The following is a 17,971-nucleotide window of genomic DNA, read 5'->3' on the forward strand; positions in this document are numbered from 1 at the left end:
TCAGCCTCCGAGCGCTGCGGCGAGCAGTTCGTCGTAGCGATGTTGCGCGCGCAGGATCGCGTCGCAGACTTCGCGCACGGCGCCGTGGCCGCCGCGCGCTTCCGCGACCCAGTGCACGCGCTGAATTACTTCGGGATGCGCGTTCGCGGGCGCGGCCGCAAAGCCGCAGCGGCGCATCACCGCGAGATCCGGCCAGTCGTCGCCCATGTAGCCGCATTCGTCGGCCGGAATGCCGGTGGCTTCGAGAAGTTCGGCGAGCGCGACGGTTTTATCGCCGACGCCCTGATAGAGATGGGTGATGCCCAGTTCGCGCGCGCGCGCCGCGACGATGCCCGATTGCCGTCCCGTGATGATCGCCGTCTGCACGCCGACCGACTGCAGCATCTTCACGCCGTGGCCGTCGAGCGAATTGAACGACTTCATCGCGTCGCCTTCGGCGGTGAAATAGAGACTGCCGTCGGTGAAAACGCCGTCGACGTCGAACACCATCAGCTTCAGACGGCTCGCGCGTTCGGCGGCGGTGAGAGGCTTCTGCGCCATCAAATTACCTTCTTGGAGAAGAGGTCGTGCATGTTCAGTGCGCCGATCAGCGTCGCATCGGCGTCCACGACCAGCATCTGATTGATGCGAAAGCGCTCCATCAGTTCCACGGCTTCGACCGCGAGATGATCCGGCGCAATCGTGCGCGGATTACGGGTCATGACATCGGCGAGTTTCAACGCGCGGAAATCGCCGTCGCGCTGCAGGATGCGGCGCAGGTCGCCATCGGTGAAAATGCCGTGGACGTGACGATTTTCGTCGATGACCGCGGTCATGCCCATGCGCTTGTCGGTGATCTGGAAGAGCGCGTCCGCAACGGTTGCGTCGAGCGAAACGACCGGCACTTCGTCGCCTACGCGCATCACGTCGCGCACATAGGTGAGCAGGCGCCGCCCGAGCGCGCCGCCCGGATGCGAGCGCGCGAAGTCGTCGGGACCGAAGCCGCGCGCGTCGAGCACGGCGACGGCGAGCGCATCGCCGAGCGCCATGGCGGCGGTCGTGCTGGCCGTCGGCGCGAGATTCATCGGACACGCTTCCTTTTCGACGCGTGCATTCAGATGCATGTCCGCCAGTTGCGCGAGACTCGATTCGGGACGGCCGGTGATCGCGATCAGCTTTGCCCCAAGCCGCTTGATGAGCGGCAGAATGGCGACGAGTTCCTCGGTTTCGCCCGAGTTCGACAGCGCGATGAAGATGTCGTCGGCGGTGACCATGCCGAGGTCGCCGTGGCTCGCTTCGGCCGGATGCACGAAGAACGCCGGCGTGCCGGTGGAGGCGAGCGTCGCGGCGAACTTGCGCGCGACGTGGCCCGACTTGCCGATGCCCGAGACGACCACGCGGCCGCGGCAGCCGAGCAGCGTTTCGACCGCGTTCGTGAAGTTGTCGTCGAGGAGTTCGGAGAGCCCGCGAACGGCGTCGGCTTCGATCTGAATTACGTTGCGAGCCAGCGCCAGCGCCCGGTCGCCATTGATTTTCGCTATCATGCGCGGAGTATAGCAAAGGCGATTCCGGGCCGCCCCGTACGGAGCCCGGTGCGCCGCCGTCTATCCGCCCCCGCAAGCCCTGTCGTCAGGGGCCTTTTTAAGATGCCGGAGCGCCCGATTCACGCGCCTCGGAACGCTGACGAACGAGGACGCTAGTCGGATGCCGATTTCTCCGCTCGAAATGACGCTGTTGCTGCTGCTCTGCTCCGTGGCAGGCGTCGTCGTATTTCGCTATTTCAACCTGCCGCCGATGCTCGGCTATTTGACGGTCGGCATCATCGTCGGGCCGCACGCGGCGGGCATCGCGCCGGACACCGACCGCGCGCAGCATCTCGCCGAATTCGGCGTCGTGTTCCTGATGTTCTCCATCGGGCTCGAGTTTTCGCTCTCGAAGCTGCGCTCGATGCGGCGCATCGTGTTCGGACTCGGCGCGAGCCAGGTCGGTGCGACCATCGCGCTCGCGATGATCTTCGGCTGGATCGCCAATTTCTGGATCGGCATGTCGTGGCAGGCGAGCTTCGCGCTCGGCGGCGCGATGTCCATGTCCTCGACCGCCATCGTCAGCAAGCTGCTCGCCGAGCGGCTCGAGCTCGAATCCGAGCACGGCCGCAACATCTTCGGCGTGCTGCTGTTTCAGGATCTGGCGGTCGTGCCGCTGCTCATCATCATCGCGGCGTTCGGCAACGGCCAGTCGTCGCAGCTCGCGATGTGGCTCGGCATCGCCGCGGTGAAAATCGTCATCGCGTTGACGGTGCTGCTTTTCATCGGCCAGAAGTTCATGACGCGCTGGTTCGACCTCGTCGCGCGGCGCCGCTCGCAAGAGCTGTTCATGCTGAACCTGCTGCTCGTGACGCTGGGCGCGGCGTTCATCACCGACAAGTTCGGTCTGTCGCTTGCGCTCGGCGCGTTCATCGCGGGCATGCTGATCGCGGAGACGCCGTATCGGCATCAGGTGGAAGAGGACATCAAGCCTTTCCGCGACGTGCTGCTCGGTCTGTTCTTCGTGACGACCGGCATGCTGCTGAATCCGCGCGTGATCTGGGAGCATCCGTTTCTCGTGCTCGGCTTTTTCGTCGTGCCGATCCTGCTCAAGGCGGTGATGATCACCGGTCTCGCGCGCGCCTTCGGTGCGACGCCGGGCGTCGCGATGCGTACGGGCCTCGGTCTCGCGCAGGCGGGCGAGTTCGGCTTCGTGCTGCTGAATCTGATTCTGGATTCGCATCTCGTCGATTCCACGATCCTGCAAGCCATTCTTTCCGCGATGCTGCTCTCGATGCTCGCCGCCCCGTTCATCATCCAGAACGCGGACCGGATCGTGCTGCGGCTCTCGTCGACGGAATGGATGCTGCAATCGCTGCAAATGACGAAAATCGCGACGCAGAGCCTGAAGCAGAGCGGCCACGTCATCATCTGCGGATACGGCCGCGCCGGACAGAACCTCGCGCGCATGCTGGAGCAAGAGGGCATTTCGTATGTCGCGCTCGATCTCGACCCGGATCGCGTGGCGGCGGCAGCGGCGGCGGGCGAATCGGTCGTGTTCGGCGATGCCGGACGGCGCGAATCGCTGCTCGCGGCGGGCCTTCATCGCGCGGCGACGGTCGCGATCACGTACGCGAACACGCCGTCCGCGATGCGCGTGCTGCACAACATCCACGAACTCGCGCCGACTTTGCCGGTGATCGTGCGCACCGTCGACGACGCCGATCTCGAAAAGCTCACCGCGGCGGGCGCGACGGAAGTGATTCCGGAGATCGTCGAGGGCAGCCTGATGCTCGCATCGCACACGCTCGTCCTGATGGGCGTGCCGATGCGCCGCGTCGTGCGGCGCGTGGAGGAAATGCGCGATGCGCGCTACAGCCTGCTGCGCGGCTATTTCCACGGCGCCGACGACGTCGACGACGACGATGGCCACGAGCAGGTCCGGCTACAATCCGTACCCATCGACGCAAATTCCGAAGCCGTCGGGCATTCGCTCGACGATCTCGGACTCGTCGGCAACGGTGTCGAAGTGACCGCGATCCGGCGCCACGGCATCCGGGGCGTCGCACCGGACCCCGAAACCAAGCTGCGCGCGAACGATATCGTCGTGCTGCGCGGCCTGCCCGAAGTGCTGGCGCAAGCCGAGGAACGGCTCTCGCGCAATCGCCGGGCAGCCTAGCTTCCCTCTTTTGTCACCAAGGCGAACGCGCGGCCTCACGGCGCGGACTCCGGAGAAGTCATGTCCATTACCCCCTCGCACGCCCAGCTCGACGCCGCGCGTTTCATCAAGGAGCGCGTGCGCACCGTCGATAACTGGCCGCAGCCCGGCGTGCAGTTCCGCGATATCACGACCATCCTGCAAGACCGCAAGGCGCTGCGCATGCTGATCGACCTGTTCGTGCAGCGCTATATCGACGAAAACGTGAACGTGATCGCCGGCATGGACGCGCGCGGCTTCATCATCGGGCCGATTCTCGCGTACGAGCTGAGCCTCGGTTTCGTGCCGATCCGCAAGAAGGGCAAGCTGCCGTACAAGACGCTCGAACAGTCGTACGAGCTGGAATACGGCCGCGCGACCGTCGAGATTCACGAGGATGCGTGCAAGCCGGGCGACCGCGTCGTGATCGTCGACGATCTCGTCGCGACCGGCGGCACCATGATGGCCGGCAAGATTCTGCTGGAGCGGCTCGGCGCGCAAGTAGTCGAGGCGGCGGCGATCATCGATCTGCCGGATCTCGGCGGCTCGAAGCTGCTGCGCGAAAATGGCGTGCCGCTTTATACCGTTTGCGAATTCGCCGGACATTGACATGCCCAACTTTCTGCTCTTTCTCGCGGCTTCCGTCGCGATCACCGTCGCGCCGGGGCCGGACAATCTTCAGGTGCTCGCGCGCGGCATTTCGCAAGGACGGCTCGCGGGCGTGGTCGCGGCGTGCGGGTTCGCATTCGGCGTGATCTTCCATACGACGCTCGCGGCGCTCGGGGTTGCAGCACTGCTGCGTTCGTCGCCGATGGCGTTTCAGGCGGTGAAACTGGCGGGCGCGGCGTATCTCGTGTGGATCGGCATCAAGGCGCTGCGCAGCCACGGCCTCGCGACCGCGCACGCGCGCCCGAGCCAGCCGCTTACGACCGTGTTCCGCCAGAGCGTGATCGGCAACATGTTGAATCCGAAAGTGACGCTGTTCTTCATCGTGTTCCTGCCGCAGTTCGTCGATCCGCACGGCGCGCAAAGCGTGATGCTGCAGATGTTCGAACTCGGCGCGCTCTTCATGCTGCAGACGGTCGTCGTGTTTTCGCTTTTCGGCATCGGCGCGGGAATGATCGGCGCGTGGCTGAAGCGCCGTCCGCGCGTGGGCGTGTGGCTCGACCGGCTCGCGGGTGTCACGTTCATCGCGCTCGGCATTCGCGTCGCGCTCAAGGACTGAGAGATGCCGCTCGCTTCGATCGTTGCCGCACGCCGCTTCGACGCCGCCGCGCACCTACCGTTCTTTATCGGCGATGAACGCGTCGGCTGGACTCGCCGATCCGACGTCGACGCGCTGCGCCGCTGGCCGGACGTCTTCGTGATCGACGCCGCTTCGGTTCGCCTGCACGCAGCGCTCGCCGATGTGAACGCGCGCAGCGCCGCGCTCGGCGCGGTCATCGGCGCGCTTTTCGCCGAAGGCAAGATTCCCGGTTGGCGCGACGAAACCTACGCGATCCGCAACGGCTTCGACGCCGCGCCGCTCGCGTTCATCGAGCGTGCGGCGTCGCGCTTCTTCGGCACGATGACCTACGCGGTGCATCTGAACGGCATCGTAAAATACCGGGATAAGGCGCCGCAGTTGTGGATCGCGCGCCGCAGCGACACCAAGGCGACCGATCCCGGCATGCTCGACAACGTCGTCGCGGGCGGCATCGGCTGGGGTTTCGCACTCATGCCGACGCTCGTGAAGGAATGCTGGGAAGAGGCGGGCATGAGCGCCGAACTCGCCTCGACGGCGACGCCCGGCCGCACGTTTCATGTGCTTCAGTCGCTTCCGGAAGGCACGCAGGCCGAGCAGATCTTCGTGTACGACGTCTCCCTGCCGCCCGATTTCGCGCCGCACAATCAGGACGGCGAAGTCGGCGAGCATCGCCTTGCGCGCATCGAGGACGTCGCGCGCTGGATCGAAGAGGGCAAGCTCACCGTCGATGCGAGTCTCGCGACGCTCGATTGCATGCTGCGTCATCAGTGGATCGACGAAGACGCGTGCGAAGGCATCGACGCGCTGTTCGAAGCGCCGCAAATTTGAAAGAACCGAACGAGGAAAGGTCATGTCGACCGAACATAGTTTTTATCTGAAGTTGTCGTGCCCGGACCGGCCGGGAATCGTGCATGCCGTGTCGGGCTTCCTGTTCAATCTCGGCGCCAATATCCTCGATTCCGCGCAGTTCGGCGACAGCCGCACCGGCGAGTTCTTCATGCGCGTGCATTTCCAGCAAGTCGGCGGCGATCCGGGCCTCGACGCGCTGCGCAAGTCGTTCAGCGATCTCGCCGATGAATTCGGCATGCGCTGGGAACTGCACGACGCATCGGTCAAGCCGCGCGTCGTCATCATGGTGTCGAAGATTGGCCATTGCCTGAACGATCTGCTGTTCCGCTATCGCACCGGGCAATTGCAGATCGAGATTCCGGCGATCATCTCGAATCACAAGGATTTTTATCAGCTCGCGGCGAGCTATGACATCCCGTTCCATCATCTTCCGCTGCTCAACGCGACGTCCGAAGCGAAGGCCGCGCAGGAAGCGCGCGTGATGGAAATCGTCGATCAGCACGACACCGATCTCGTCGTGCTCGCGCGCTACATGCAGATTCTGTCGCCGGATTTGTGCGCGAAGCTGTCGGGACGCGCGATCAACATTCATCACTCGTTCCTGCCGAGCTTCAAGGGCGCGAAGCCGTACTATCAGGCGTTCGATCGCGGCGTGAAGCTGATCGGCGCGACCGCGCACTACGTCACGTCCGATCTCGACGAAGGCCCGATCATCGAGCAGGAAGTGGAGCGCGTCGATCACAACATGACGCCGGATCAACTGACGGCGATCGGCCGCGACGTCGAATGCGTGACGCTCGCGCGCGCGGTGAAGTGGCATGCCGAGCATCGCATTCTGCTCAACGGACACAAGACGGTCGTGTTCCGCTAAATCGCGCTTTCGGAAAGACAAAGCCCGCCGGTTCAGGCGGGCTTTTTTACGCTCAGACGAGCCGCAGATAAATCAGCTCGCGCTTGATATATCCGTAGAAAATCGGCGCGGCGATGACGCCGGGAATGCCGAACGCGGCTTCCATTGCGAGCATCGCGAGTAGCAGTTCCCACGCGCGCGCCTCGATCTGCCCGCCGATGATGCGCGCGTTCAGGAAGTATTCGAGCTTGTGGATCAGGATCAGGAACGCGAGCGACGCGACCGCGGTGCCGAACGACACCGACAGCGAAATGCCGACGATGATCGTGTTCGAAATGAGATTGCCGATAACCGGCAGCAGTCCGACGATGAACGTGACGAGCACGAGCGTTTTCGAAAGCGGCAGCCGTTCGTGAAAGAGCGGCAGTGCGACGAGAAGATACAGCGCGGTGAAGACTGCGTTGATCGCTGAAATCTTGATTTGCGCGAACACGATGCGGCGGAAGGCATCGGAAAAGCGCGACACGCGCGCGACGAGCGCGGTGGAAAGCGGCAGCCGATGGTGCGTCGCCCGCGGCGCGCTCACCGCGATAATCGCGCCGACGATCATGCCGATTACGATATGACCGAAGCCGCGCGCCATCTCCTTGCCGCCTTGCTGGAGCATCTCGGCGTGCTTGTGCATCAGCTCGGTGGCTTTGTCCTTCATCTGCACGGTGTCCACGGGCAGGTAATTCGCGAGCCAGTCGGGCACGGACAGCCGCGCGCTCGACGTGATGCTCATCAGCTGATCGAGCAATTTCTGGACGCTCGGGAAGTCGCGCTCGAAATGTTCGATGGTGGCGATGGTCGCACCCGTCAGCCCGCCGACGATGATCGCCGAAATCAGCCCGACCGCGATGAGACGCGCGCCCCGGCTGACCACATGCCGCTCGATCAGCGGCGCGATCATGTGCGTAAGCTGAAAAACCAGCATGCCGGCGAGCAGGCCGCCGAGCAATTGCAGCCTGAGCGTGAGATACAGCGCCAGCAGCGCAAGGACGTAGCTGCCGATCTCGACCGCCGACAGCTTCGGCAAGCTCATGTCGCTCGTCAGCCTGACGTGGCGCGTGGGCAGGTCCCGTACACGCGCTTCCTCGTTGGCCGCTTCGTTGCGCTTCGCCATGACTGCGTTCCTTTTCCCCTGCTGCGTACGACGGTTATTCGTGCCGCGGCGCGCGCGGCGCATTTCGACGGTCCGGCTGACAGCGCTTCGGCAGCCAGACCGGCGCCGTGAATCAGGCCGCCGATTTGGCTCGTTGCAACAAGGGTGCCAGATATCTGCCGGTAAAGCTCGCCTTCGACTTCGCAACCTGCTCCGGCGTCCCCTGGGCGATGATCTGCCCGCCGCCGGCGCCGCCTTCCGGACCGAGATCGATGACCCAGTCGGCAGTTTTGATTACGTCGAGATTATGCTCGATGATTACGACAGTATTACCCTGATCGCGCAATCGATGAATCACTTCGAGCAAAAGCGCGATGTCGTGGAAGTGCAAACCGGTCGTCGGCTCGTCGAGGATATATAGCGTCCGACCGGTATCGCGCTTGCTCAGTTCCAGCGAAAGCTTGACGCGCTGGGCCTCGCCGCCCGATAGCGTCGTCGCGGACTGGCCGAGCCGGATATAGCCGAGACCGACGTCGAGCAGCGTTTTCAGCTTGCGCGCCACCACCGGCACCGCCTTGAAGAACTCGTGCGCGGCCTCGACCGTCAGGTCCAGCACTTCGCTGATGTTCTTGCCCTTGTACTGGACTTCCAGCGTCTCGCGGTTGTAGCGCTTGCCGTGACACACGTCGCAGGGCACGTAGACATCCGGCAAAAAGTGCATTTCTACCTTCAGAACGCCGTCGCCCTGACAGGCTTCGCAGCGGCCGCCCTTCACGTTGAACGAGAAGCGGCCGGGGTCGTAGCCGCGCTCCTTCGCCGCCGGCACGCCTGCGAACAGTTCGCGGATGGGCGTGAACAGTCCGGTGTAAGTGGCCGGATTGCTGCGCGGCGTGCGGCCGATCGGCGACTGATCGACGGCGATCACTTTGTCGAAGTGTTCGAGACCTTCGATCGACTCGTACGGTGCGGGCTCCGTCGCCGAGCCGTACAGATGCTGCGCGACCGCGTGCTGCAGCGTGTCGTTGATGAGCGTCGACTTGCCAGAGCCTGACACGCCCGTCACGCAGGTCAGAAGTCCGACGGGCAAATCGAGCGTCACGCGCTTCAGATTGTTGCCGTACGCCTCGACGATGCGCAGCATGCGCTCGTCCGGCGCGGTGCGCTCGGCGGGATAGCTGATCGTGCGCTTGCCGGACAGATACTGCCCGGTAATGGAATTCGCGTCCTTTTGCACCTGCACCGGCGTGCCTTGCGCGACGATCACGCCGCCGTGCTCGCCCGCGCCCGGTCCCATGTCGACGACGTAATCGGCCATGCGGATCATGTCCTCATCGTGCTCGACGACGATCACCGAATTGCCGATATCGCGCAGATGCTTGAGCGTGTCGATCAGCCGGTCGTTGTCGCGCTGATGCAGGCCGATCGACGGCTCGTCGAGCACGTACATCACGCCCGTAAGGCCGGAGCCGATCTGCGACGCGAGCCGGATGCGCTGCGCCTCCCCGCCCGAAAGCGTCTCCGCGCTGCGTTCCAGCGACAGATAATCCAGCCCGACGTTGTTCAGAAACGAGAGCCGCGCGACGATTTCCTTGATGACCTTGTCGGCGATTTCGCCCTTCGCGCCCTCCAGACGCAGCGTCTGGAAATAGCCGAGCGCATCGCGTAGCGGCCAGCCGCTGATTTCATAGATGCCGCGCGCCTGTTCTTCTGCGCCGACTTTCACGAAGCGCGCTTCGCGCCGCAGACGCGTGCCTTCGCACGCCGGGCACGGCTGATTGTTCTGGTATTTCGCGAGTTCTTCGCGCACCGCCGCCGAATCGGTCTCGCGATAGCGCCGCTCCAGATTCGGGATGATGCCTTCGAACGCATGCTCGCGGACCGACGCGCGCCCGCGCTCGTTAATGTACGAAAACGGAATCGCCTGCTTGCCCGAGCCGTACAGAAGAATCTTGCGCACTTTCTCGGGCAGATCCTCGAACGGCGCGTCGATTTCGAATTCGTAGAATGCCGCGAGGCTCTGCAGCATCTGGAAATAGAACTGATTGCGCCGGTCCCAGCCCTTTACCGCGCCCGCCGCGAGCGACAGCGACGGATGCGCGACCACGCGCTTCGGATCGAAGAACGTGATCTGTCCGAGACCGTCGCATTCCGGGCACGCGCCCATCGGATTATTGAACGAGAAAAGACGCGGCTCCAGTTCCGGCAGCGAATACGAGCAGATCGGACACGCGAATTTCGAGCTGAAGAGCTTCTCCTTTTCGGTGTCCATTTCGAGCGCGATCGCGCGGCCGTCGGCGAGACGCAGCGCGGTTTCGAACGATTCCGCGAGGCGCTGCTTCATGTCCGGCCGCACTTTGAGACGATCGATCACGACGTCGATCGTGTGCTTGTCGTTCTTCTTGAGCTTCGGCAGCGAATCGACTTCGTAGATTTTCGCGACGCCTTCGTTCGCCGTGCCGCCGCCAGAGCGGATGCGAAAGCGGATGAAACCCTGCGCCTGCATTTCCTCGAACAGCTCGACGTGCTCGCCCTTCCGATCCGCGACGACCGGCGCGAGGATCATCAGCTTGGTTTCTTCAGGCAGCGCGAGTGCGGCGTCGACCATTTGCGAGACGCTTTGCGCCTCCAGCGGAATCAGATGATCCGGGCAATACGGCGTGCCGACGCGCGCGTACAAAAGACGCAGGTAATCGTGAATTTCAGTGACGGTGCCGACCGTCGAGCGTGGATTGTGCGACGTGGCCTTCTGCTCGATCGAAATGGCCGGCGACAAACCTTCGATCAGATCGACGTCCGGCTTTTCCATCAGCTGCAAAAATTGCCGCGCATACGCCGAGAGGCTTTCCACGTAACGGCGCTGGCCTTCCGCATAGAGCGTGTCGAACGCGAGCGACGACTTGCCCGACCCCGACAGCCCCGTGATCACGATCAACTTATGGCGCGGCAAGTCGAGATTGACGTTCTTCAGATTGTGGGTGCGAGCCCCACGAATACGAATTTCTTCCACGAGTTCGTTCCGGCGTTTTTCGGGTGCTTTCGGATGTTTTCAGCGGCGCTTTCATCTGTCCGGACGGGCCACGAAGCCATTGCCGGGCGGAAAGAGAGGGGGCCAAACCTGCTACTATAACGACTTTTAAAGGGCGCAGCGCCCGAGCCCGAGGGCCGGATGCGCGTCGATCGGCCGGCGCGGGGACTTGCCGGCCAAGTACGCGAGAGCGCCGACGCATCGAGCGGCGCGCTTTTAGCCGTGCGATTCCATATAGTGCCGTTTCGAGCAAGAACAAGGCGGCCGCGCCTGGCTGCGCCGCAGGCCAGGCCAGACGCGACCCTCATCCTTTTCCCGTTTCTGATGTCCAATCCGTCTGCCACGTCCACACGTCTGTCTGCGCCGGAGTTGCGCGCGACCGTGTCGCTCGCTGCCATCTTCGCGCTGCGCATGCTCGGTCTTTTCATGATCATGCCGGTGTTTTCGGTGTACGCGAAAACCATCCCCGGCGGCGACAACGTGCTGCTCGTCGGCATTGCGCTTGGCGCCTACGGCGTCACGCAGTCGATGCTCTACATCTTCTACGGCTGGATTTCCGACAAGCTCGGGCGCAAGCCGGTCATCGCGTTCGGCTTGCTCGTCTTCGCGGTGGGCAGCTTCGTCGCGGCCGCCGGGCATTCGATGACGTGGATCATCGCCGGGCGCGTGATCCAGGGCATGGGCGCCGTTTCGTCCGCGGTGATCGCGTTCATTGCCGATCTCACGCACGAGGAAAACCGCACGAAGGCGATGGCGATGGTCGGCGGCAGCATCGGCGTGTCGTTCGCGGTGGCGATCGTCGGCGCGCCGATCGTGTTCCACTGGGTCGGCATGAGCGGGCTTTTCACGGTGATCGGCGTCCTGTCGATCCTCGCGGTGGGCGTGGTGTTCTGGATCGTGCCCGATCCGCCCGCGCATCCGGTTCACGTCAAGGCGCCGTTCGCGGAAGTGCTGCACAACGTCGAGTTGTTGCGCTTGAACTTCGGCGTGCTCGTGCTCCACGCGACGCAGACCGCGCTTTTCCTCGTCGTGCCGCGCATTCTGGTGGACGGCGGGTTGCCGGTCGCATCGCACTGGAAGATTTACCTGCCCGTGATGGCGCTCGCGTTCGTGCTCATGGTGCCGGCCATCATCGCCGCCGAGAAACGTGGAAAAATGAAGAGCGTGATGCTGAGTGCGATCGGGCTTATCCTGATCGGCCAGTTGTTATTGGGCGCGGCTCCCCATACGCTGTGGTCCGTGGCAGCCATTCTGTTCGTGTACTTTCTCGGCTTCAACGTGCTGGAGGCGTCGCAGCCGTCTCTGGTGTCGAAGCTTGCGCCGGGCACGAGAAAGGGCGCGGCGGCGGGCGTGTACAACACGACGCAGTCGATCGGCCTTGCCCTCGGCGGGGTGATCGGCGGCTGGCTGCTGAAGCTCGACGGGCCGAGCGCGGTTTTCTTCGCGTGTTCGGCGCTGGTGTTGGCGTGGCTCATCGTCGCTGCATGGATGAAGCCGCCACCGCGCAGAACAGAGCGCGCGGCCTGAGAGAAATTGGAATCATCGAATCGAGCCGACAGGGTGCAACCGAATCCACGTCTGAAGACGAGATCGGTCCAATCGCATCTTTCGGCTGACAGTTAGCAAGGAATCTACCGGAGAAATCATGGCATCAGTCAACAAGGTCATTCTCGTGGGCAATCTGGGCGCCGACCCGGAAACCCGCTACCTCCCGAGCGGCGACGCCGTGGCCAATATTCGTCTCGCGACGACGGACCGCTACAAGGACAAGGCCTCCGGCGAATTCAAGGAACTCACGGAGTGGCATCGCGTGGCGTTCTTCGGCCGGCTCGCCGAAATCGTCAACGAATATCTGAAGAAGGGGTCGTCGGTTTACATCGAAGGGCGTATTCGCACGCGCAAATGGACCGATCAATCGGGCCAGGAGCGCTATTCGACCGAAATCGTCGCGGATCAGATGCAGATGCTCGGCGGTCGCGGCGGCGCCGGTGCCGGCGATGATGGCGGCTACAGCCGCAGCGCGCCGATGGATCGTTCGGGCGGCGGTGGCGGCGGCGGCGGACGCGCGCCCGCGGGCGGTCGTGCGAGCGGCGGCTCAGCAGGCGGCGGTTCCAGCCGCCCGAGCGCGCCGGCAGGCGGCGGCTTCGACGACATGGACGACGATATCCCGTTCTGAGCGGTTCGGTAAGCTGCTCAGTGTCTAACAGGTGCGAGTCCTGTCGCAGTAGTTGGTTAGTTTGACTGCGTAGCGATGGCGTACATGTGGATGGCGACTGAAACATGGGAGCAACGCCGGATAAACGTGTCCCCCGACCCAGTCAGTGGGAGCGCGCAAATATGCAGCCCGTAACGAAAGTGAACCTGAACAAGCCTCGTAAATGTCAGCCACACGAGTATGCTGGGAGTGGTGTGGTGTAGGGTGGTTCCGCCGAGCCTCTAGAACGGGGGCGAAGGCCAGCGAGTCATGGTGGATTAACTAACCACTTGAAGCCATGATAGGAACTCGGGGTATTGAGGATGGGATGCATATAAAGCACTGAGCGGAACGAACGAGATCTCTACCCGTCGTGGCTTAACCCGCCACGTAATCGACGATATAAGGTAACCGCCGAAGTTCGGGGAAACGCGGGATAGAGAAGTCGGAGGAGGTCATAGTACTGTTGATGGCAAGGACAACATAACCTTGCCGGAGGGAAGGGCCTCTGCTTCTGTCATGCTCTTTTTGTAGGAGGCACTGCGTGATTGCGAGAGCTAAAAACACGCCGTTAGAAAGTGTGCGAGTACTGCAACGAAAGCTATACCAGGCAGCCAAGACGAATCCGACGCGGAAATTCGGTGCGTTATATGACAAAGTGTGCCAGAGCGATGTGCTGTGGTCGGCATACCAACAGGTGAAAGCCAACAAAGGTGCCCCTGGCATCGACCGACAAACCTTCGATGTAATTGAAGAGGAAATCGGTCTTGGTGATTTTCTGGACGGAATTCAATCACGGCTCAAAGCGAAGCGGTACAAGCCTCTGCCGGTCAAACGGGTGTATATCCCTAAGGCTGATGGATCGCAAAGACCGCTGGGCATACCAGTTATCGCAGATCGCGTAGTTCAGGCGGCAGTGAAGCTTGTTATCGAACCCATGTTCGAAGCGAGTTTCAAGGATTTTTCGTATGGCTTTCGCCCTCGAAAGAGTGCGCAACAGGCTCTGCGGGAAGTCTACAAATGGCTGAATTTCAAATGCCATTGGGTTGTGGATGCGGATCTGAAGGCTTATTTCGATACGATTCCACACGACAAACTGCTGCTGTCAGTGCGATCCAAGGTCATAGATCGATCCGTTGTAAAACTGATTGAGATGTGGCTCAAAGCGGGTGTGATGGAGGATATGCGAGTCCGGACGGAAACGACCGGGACACCACAGGGGGGAGTTATCTCTCCTCTGCTCGCAAACCTCTACTTGCACTGGCTGGATCACACATGGGTGAAGAAGGCGTTTGCTAATCGGCCGTACGATGCTCACATTGTGCGGTACGCCGACGACTTCGTAATTCTGTGCAACAAGAACCCCGAGTTCTATCTGGGGGAGGCCAAGAAAGTGCTGGATCGTCTTGGTCTCACGCTCAATGCGCAGAAAACACGGATAGTAGATGCCCGGGAGGAGCCGTTCGACTTTCTGGGTCACCGATTTGTAGCCCAACCGTCGAAGGTGACGGGCAAGCTCAAGTCGTACTACTACCCCTCGCCCAAGGCGATGAAATCGGTCAAGAAGAAGATTCGGGAGGTTGTCCGAACAGGACAGCACTGGAATCTGCCGCAGCTCATCAAGGAGAGGGTCAATCCGATCCTTCGCGGTTGGGGAAACTACTTCAAGACGGGTAACTCAAGGAAGCACTTCTTGAGCATCGCGAACTACACGACGTGGACGCTCTGCATCATGCTTCGGAAGAAGCACAAGAAGCGAGCTAAGGGGTGGAGGGACCACCCGCCATCTTGGTTCTACGATTACCACGGGCTCTTCAAGTTGTATGGCCTGTCGGTGACCGGAGAAGAATCAAGCAGGTATGCACGCCCTGTGCCGTTGTAACGCTGCTGGCTGAAGGCAGTCGGAAAGCCGTGTGCGGGAAAACTGCAAGCACGGTTTGACGAGAGGTCGCTGGGGAGATCACTTCAAACTTGAGACCTACTCTACAAAGAATCACCGACAATTCGCGCATCGGAAGATGGGCCTCTGGCTGAAACAGCCTGAGGCCCATTTTTTTTGAGTCGGCGAGGCGCTTCCTGATTGCGGTGTGATCTATTGCTCGCGCCGGAGCCTATTCAGCGCTCGGCGCCTGGTAGTCGCGCTCGTACGCCATCAAGTGCACACCAACTATTCCGCAGTCTAATCGGATTTATCCTATGGCCTGCAAATTGGTCACATTCTATTTTTGAGGCGATTATCCGAGAAAATAAACGCAATCTTTATTTGCTTGTCGTCATCTAATTGAGGTTTTTGAAGGTTTGCGGTTTATGTGTTTCTGGTAAACGCGAATCGGAAAGCCGTGCTTAATCGTGCCGCGTGGATTAATCCGTTGCGCGCCGTTGCAGCCCACAAGCATTTTCACCGAGACCAAGAATAACCGGGGGCCTCTTGAAGCTTCGAATAGTACTGGCTGACGATCATCCTTTCGTTCTCCTTGGGATGAAGGCCATCTTCGCCGCCGCAGACGGATTAGAGGTCGTCGGCGAGGCAAATAATGCGAGCACTTTGTTGGCAGAACTCGCGGTCAAGCCGTGCGATGTGCTGGTCACGGACTTCGCCATGCCCGAGCCGGGAGCGGATGCAAATGACGGTCTCCGTCTCATTCGCAAGGTGCGCCAGGATTTCCCCGACCTCTGCATCGTCGTGCTCACCAGCGTGAGCAACGTCGCGATTTTGCGCTCCATCCTGAATGCCGGCGCGATGAGCCTCGTCAACAAGGCCGAACCCATCGAACTCGTGGTGACGGCCGTGCGGCATGCGAGCGTCGGACGCCGTTTCGTGAGCGCCTCGTTTGTCGCGGCGCTTGCGGAAGCGGGCACGGAGACCGAATTTTCGCCGGAGGAGCCGCGCCTGTCCGTGCGAGAGATCGAAGTCGTCCGCCTGTTTGCCAAAGGCCATTCGATTACCGAAATAGCAAAAGAACTCGATCGCGATGTTCGCACGATCAGCCGTCAGAAACGTGATGCGATGAATAAGCTAGGCGTAAGAAACGATCCCGGGTTATTCGCGTTTGTACGCGCACGCGGATTAGGATGAGTTTTTGGCGCACTGAAATGGTTTCGGATGCATCTTATGTATCTAAATTTTTCGATGCCGGATGATCGACCTTCTCTTTTTTGGATGTGAATTCTGGTCCGCAGGACTAGAAGGGGTTTGAGGCAATGGAGTTCTGGAACGGGAACCAGGTGTTCTCGCACGCTAAACGGATAAGGCTCGCAATAGCGGATGATCATCCTCTCGTCATCCTCGCCGTCGAGCGACTCGCTGGGAATTTTCCCAATGTAGAGGTGGTAAGTCGTCACGCTAATTCGACCCAACTCGAAGAGTCGCTTGCTCGCGGCGAGTGCGACGTCGTCGTCATCGACTATTTCATGCCGGGCGGACGTTACGGCGACGGCGTCGAGCTGATTCAGCATGTGGCGAACCAGTATCCGGAGGTCAGGATCGTCGTCATGTCGCGCAGTGGCGACGCCGCGCTCGTCAAGCAGGCGCTGGAAGCGGGAGCCCACGCGTTTCTAAGCAAGGAAGACCGGCTCGAACTGATCTACGTCGCGATTGTTTCGGTCATCGCCAATGAAACCTATCTCGGGCCCGCAATACGCCGCACGCTCGCGCTCGCGGATTCCGAAAGCCACGCGCGTTTCATTCGTCAGCGGCTCACGAGCCGCGAACTGGAAGTGATCGAGCGCTATGCACGCGGCGCGAATGTCACCGAGATCGCGAAGGAACTCGATCGCAGCGTGAAGACGATCAGCGCCCAAAAATGCGCGGCCATGCGAAAGCTCGATTTATCGACAGACGCGGATTTGTATCGATTTATCGCGGACAGTGGCTTGATCTAGACGCATCGCATAGCGCGCACGCCGCGCAAGCCCTGAGGCCAGCAAGAACGCATAACAGAATGAGAACAAGAACGCCGAAACGCGCCATCGTTGCGGATGACCATCCGGTCGTCATCAAGGGTATTCAAACCCTGCTCGAGCGAGATGGCGCGGTGCGCGTGGTCGCCACCGCGTGCGACACGCTGGAACTTGCCGAAGCAATCGATACCACGCCGTGTGACTTCATCTTCTCCGACATCGGTATGCGCGGTATCGACGGGGAAAGCAGCTCGATCACCTTTCTCAGGCGTCTGACCTGGCAGGAAAAGCGGCCGAAGATCATCGTGCTCACGATGATCTGCCAAACGCGAATGCTGGCCGGGCTCGTTCAGCTCGGCGTAGACGGCGTGATCGACAAGCGCGACGGACTCGAATGCCTGCACGACGCGATATCCGTCGCTGAAGCCGGCGGCTGTTTCCTCTCCCCAACCGTGGAGGCGGCCGTGCGCCATTTGCCCGCGACATCGCCGGCGCGCGTGGGCGTACTGAGCCGACGCGAATGGGAGGTCTTCCAGCTCTACGCTCGCGGTCTTCTGGTCCATGAGATCGCTGAGCACTTCGGACGAAGCCGCAAGACGATCGCGACGCAGAAGCGTGCCGGCATGCGCAAGCTGGGACTCGATAGCGAGGAGGAGCTGGTCGCCTACTTTCAGCAAGTCGGCCTGGTCTGAAGTGGTGTAGCCGTCGCCGATGCCCGGTTTAGGAGCAAATTGGGACGGTTCTGATTCGATCCTGATACGCAGCGGCTCAGACTCAAGACATTTGCACTCGACAGGCAAGCACGAAGCGCGGCGACTCGTAGCGGTCAAAAGCCGTGAATCGGCGTCATCGAGTTCTTGCTCAGACGGCGCAGCAACGGTCCTTGCCGCGCCGGCCCGCATCCGAAGGATTCGAATTGAGATTTCTGTTCGCGCGTTGTTTGCTCCTTTTCAGCCTGATCGCGCCATCGTTCGGCAATGCGGCCGACCCGCATGCCTACGCTTCCCAGCCGACTTCTGGACTTCGAAAAAATACAAACGACGCAACGGCCAGCGCCCAACTCG

The 17,971-nt window shown here is 61.5% G+C and carries 16 protein-coding genes; 11 read left to right on the forward strand and 5 right to left on the reverse strand.

The annotated features are described in order from the left end of the window. A complete protein-coding gene (locus NCS00_RS01860; RefSeq protein ID WP_034470545.1) occupies nucleotides 1-540 on the reverse strand; it encodes a KdsC family phosphatase in 540 nt (179 codons plus the stop codon). After that, complete coding sequence (kdsD, locus tag NCS00_RS01865; RefSeq protein WP_008351678.1) at nucleotides 540-1,523, reverse strand: arabinose 5-phosphate isomerase KdsD; 984 nt, start codon at nucleotides 1,521-1,523, stop codon at nucleotides 540-542. The genes NCS00_RS01860 and kdsD overlap by 1 nt, the downstream gene beginning before the upstream one ends. Before the next feature lie 160 nt (nucleotides 1,524-1,683). On the opposite strand from kdsD, the gene NCS00_RS01870 reads away from it, so the two are divergent. From NCS00_RS01870 to purU, 5 genes are read left to right on the forward strand one after another with little or no spacing between them, the layout of a single operon-like run. Beyond that, a complete protein-coding gene (locus tag NCS00_RS01870) occupies nucleotides 1,684-3,681 on the forward strand; it encodes a monovalent cation:proton antiporter family protein (RefSeq protein WP_008351676.1) in 1,998 nt (665 codons plus the stop codon). Between the two features lie 60 nt (nucleotides 3,682-3,741). Further along, the gene (locus NCS00_RS01875; protein WP_008351675.1) at nucleotides 3,742-4,308 is read left to right on the forward strand and encodes an adenine phosphoribosyltransferase; all 567 of its coding nucleotides are present in this window, start codon (nucleotides 3,742-3,744) and stop codon (nucleotides 4,306-4,308) included. A 1-nt stretch (nucleotide 4,309) separates the two neighbouring features. Next, nucleotides 4,310-4,924, forward strand: a complete 615-nt coding sequence (locus tag NCS00_RS01880) for a LysE family translocator (protein WP_008351673.1) — start codon at nucleotides 4,310-4,312, stop codon at nucleotides 4,922-4,924. Nucleotides 4,925-4,927: 3 nt separating this feature from the next. Continuing rightward, a complete protein-coding gene (locus NCS00_RS01885; protein WP_034470547.1) occupies nucleotides 4,928-5,773 on the forward strand; it encodes an NUDIX hydrolase in 846 nt (281 codons plus the stop codon). 22 nt (nucleotides 5,774-5,795) lie between these two features. Beyond that, nucleotides 5,796-6,665, forward strand: a complete 870-nt coding sequence (purU, locus tag NCS00_RS01890; RefSeq protein ID WP_008351670.1) for a formyltetrahydrofolate deformylase — start codon at nucleotides 5,796-5,798, stop codon at nucleotides 6,663-6,665. Between the two features lie 52 nt (nucleotides 6,666-6,717). Here purU and NCS00_RS01895 read toward each other — a convergent pair whose 3' ends face one another. Next, the gene (locus tag NCS00_RS01895; protein ID WP_008351668.1) at nucleotides 6,718-7,809 is read right to left on the reverse strand and encodes an AI-2E family transporter; all 1,092 of its coding nucleotides are present in this window, start codon (nucleotides 7,807-7,809) and stop codon (nucleotides 6,718-6,720) included. A 112-nt stretch (nucleotides 7,810-7,921) separates the two neighbouring features. Next, entirely contained in the window at nucleotides 7,922-10,795 is a 2,874-nt protein-coding gene (uvrA, locus tag NCS00_RS01900) for an excinuclease ABC subunit UvrA (protein ID WP_034470549.1), read from the reverse strand. A gap of 342 nt (nucleotides 10,796-11,137) precedes the next feature. Here uvrA and NCS00_RS01905 point away from each other — a divergent pair, with 342 nt between their 5' ends. The 6 genes from NCS00_RS01905 to NCS00_RS01930 all read left to right on the forward strand — a co-directional run bounded on the left by NCS00_RS01905 (nucleotide 11,138) and on the right by NCS00_RS01930 (nucleotide 17,599). Further along, nucleotides 11,138-12,340 carry an MFS transporter gene (locus NCS00_RS01905; RefSeq protein WP_075583486.1) on the forward strand — a complete coding sequence of 401 codons (1,203 nt, stop codon included), beginning with the start codon at nucleotides 11,138-11,140 and terminating at the stop codon, nucleotides 12,338-12,340. A gap of 118 nt (nucleotides 12,341-12,458) precedes the next feature. Then, on the forward strand, nucleotides 12,459-12,989 hold the full coding sequence (locus NCS00_RS01910; RefSeq protein ID WP_008351662.1) for a single-stranded DNA-binding protein: 531 nt from the start codon (nucleotides 12,459-12,461) through the stop codon (nucleotides 12,987-12,989). Between the two features lie 562 nt (nucleotides 12,990-13,551). Beyond that, complete coding sequence (gene ltrA, locus NCS00_RS01915) at nucleotides 13,552-14,889, forward strand: group II intron reverse transcriptase/maturase (protein ID WP_186215135.1); 1,338 nt, start codon at nucleotides 13,552-13,554, stop codon at nucleotides 14,887-14,889. A gap of 546 nt (nucleotides 14,890-15,435) precedes the next feature. Then, nucleotides 15,436-16,083 (forward strand): response regulator, encoded by a 648-nt coding sequence (locus NCS00_RS01920; RefSeq protein ID WP_034470552.1) that lies wholly within the window; start codon nucleotides 15,436-15,438, stop codon nucleotides 16,081-16,083. Between the two features lie 125 nt (nucleotides 16,084-16,208). Further along, nucleotides 16,209-16,889, forward strand: a complete 681-nt coding sequence (locus NCS00_RS01925; RefSeq protein ID WP_033536541.1) for a response regulator — start codon at nucleotides 16,209-16,211, stop codon at nucleotides 16,887-16,889. A gap of 59 nt (nucleotides 16,890-16,948) precedes the next feature. Then, nucleotides 16,949-17,599: a response regulator gene (locus tag NCS00_RS01930; protein ID WP_008351659.1), complete on the forward strand. Its 651-nt coding sequence runs from the start codon at nucleotides 16,949-16,951 to the stop codon at nucleotides 17,597-17,599. Between the two features lie 134 nt (nucleotides 17,600-17,733). On the opposite strand, the gene NCS00_RS01935 is transcribed toward NCS00_RS01930, so the two are convergent. Continuing rightward, a complete protein-coding gene (locus NCS00_RS01935; protein WP_160172875.1) occupies nucleotides 17,734-17,901 on the reverse strand; it encodes a hypothetical protein in 168 nt (55 codons plus the stop codon). Nucleotides 17,902-17,971: the final 70 nt, after the last annotated feature.

Source organism: Caballeronia sp. AZ1_KS37 (assembly GCF_023631165.1).
Lineage (GTDB): Bacteria > Pseudomonadota > Gammaproteobacteria > Burkholderiales > Burkholderiaceae > Caballeronia > Caballeronia zhejiangensis.

Excerpts from the sequence above, each read along its gene's own strand:
- NCS00_RS01860 (WP_034470545.1), bottom strand. The coding sequence starts at position 540 with ATGGCGCAGAAGCCTCTCACCGCCGCCGAACGCGCGAGCCGTCTGAAG.
- kdsD (WP_008351678.1), bottom strand. The coding sequence starts at position 1,523 with ATGATAGCGAAAATCAATGGCGACCGGGCGCTGGCGCTGGCTCGCAAC.
- NCS00_RS01870 (WP_008351676.1), top strand. The coding sequence starts at position 1,684 with ATGCCGATTTCTCCGCTCGAAATGACGCTGTTGCTGCTGCTCTGCTCC.
- NCS00_RS01875 (WP_008351675.1), top strand. The coding sequence starts at position 3,742 with ATGTCCATTACCCCCTCGCACGCCCAGCTCGACGCCGCGCGTTTCATC.
- NCS00_RS01880 (WP_008351673.1), top strand. The coding sequence starts at position 4,310 with ATGCCCAACTTTCTGCTCTTTCTCGCGGCTTCCGTCGCGATCACCGTC.
- NCS00_RS01885 (WP_034470547.1), top strand. The coding sequence starts at position 4,928 with ATGCCGCTCGCTTCGATCGTTGCCGCACGCCGCTTCGACGCCGCCGCG.
- purU (WP_008351670.1), top strand. The coding sequence starts at position 5,796 with ATGTCGACCGAACATAGTTTTTATCTGAAGTTGTCGTGCCCGGACCGG.
- NCS00_RS01895 (WP_008351668.1), bottom strand. The coding sequence starts at position 7,809 with ATGGCGAAGCGCAACGAAGCGGCCAACGAGGAAGCGCGTGTACGGGAC.
- NCS00_RS01905 (WP_075583486.1), top strand. The coding sequence starts at position 11,138 with ATGTCCAATCCGTCTGCCACGTCCACACGTCTGTCTGCGCCGGAGTTG.
- NCS00_RS01910 (WP_008351662.1), top strand. The coding sequence starts at position 12,459 with ATGGCATCAGTCAACAAGGTCATTCTCGTGGGCAATCTGGGCGCCGAC.
- NCS00_RS01925 (WP_033536541.1), top strand. The coding sequence starts at position 16,209 with ATGGAGTTCTGGAACGGGAACCAGGTGTTCTCGCACGCTAAACGGATA.
- NCS00_RS01930 (WP_008351659.1), top strand. The coding sequence starts at position 16,949 with ATGAGAACAAGAACGCCGAAACGCGCCATCGTTGCGGATGACCATCCG.
- NCS00_RS01935 (WP_160172875.1), bottom strand. The coding sequence starts at position 17,901 with ATGCGGGTCGGCCGCATTGCCGAACGATGGCGCGATCAGGCTGAAAAG.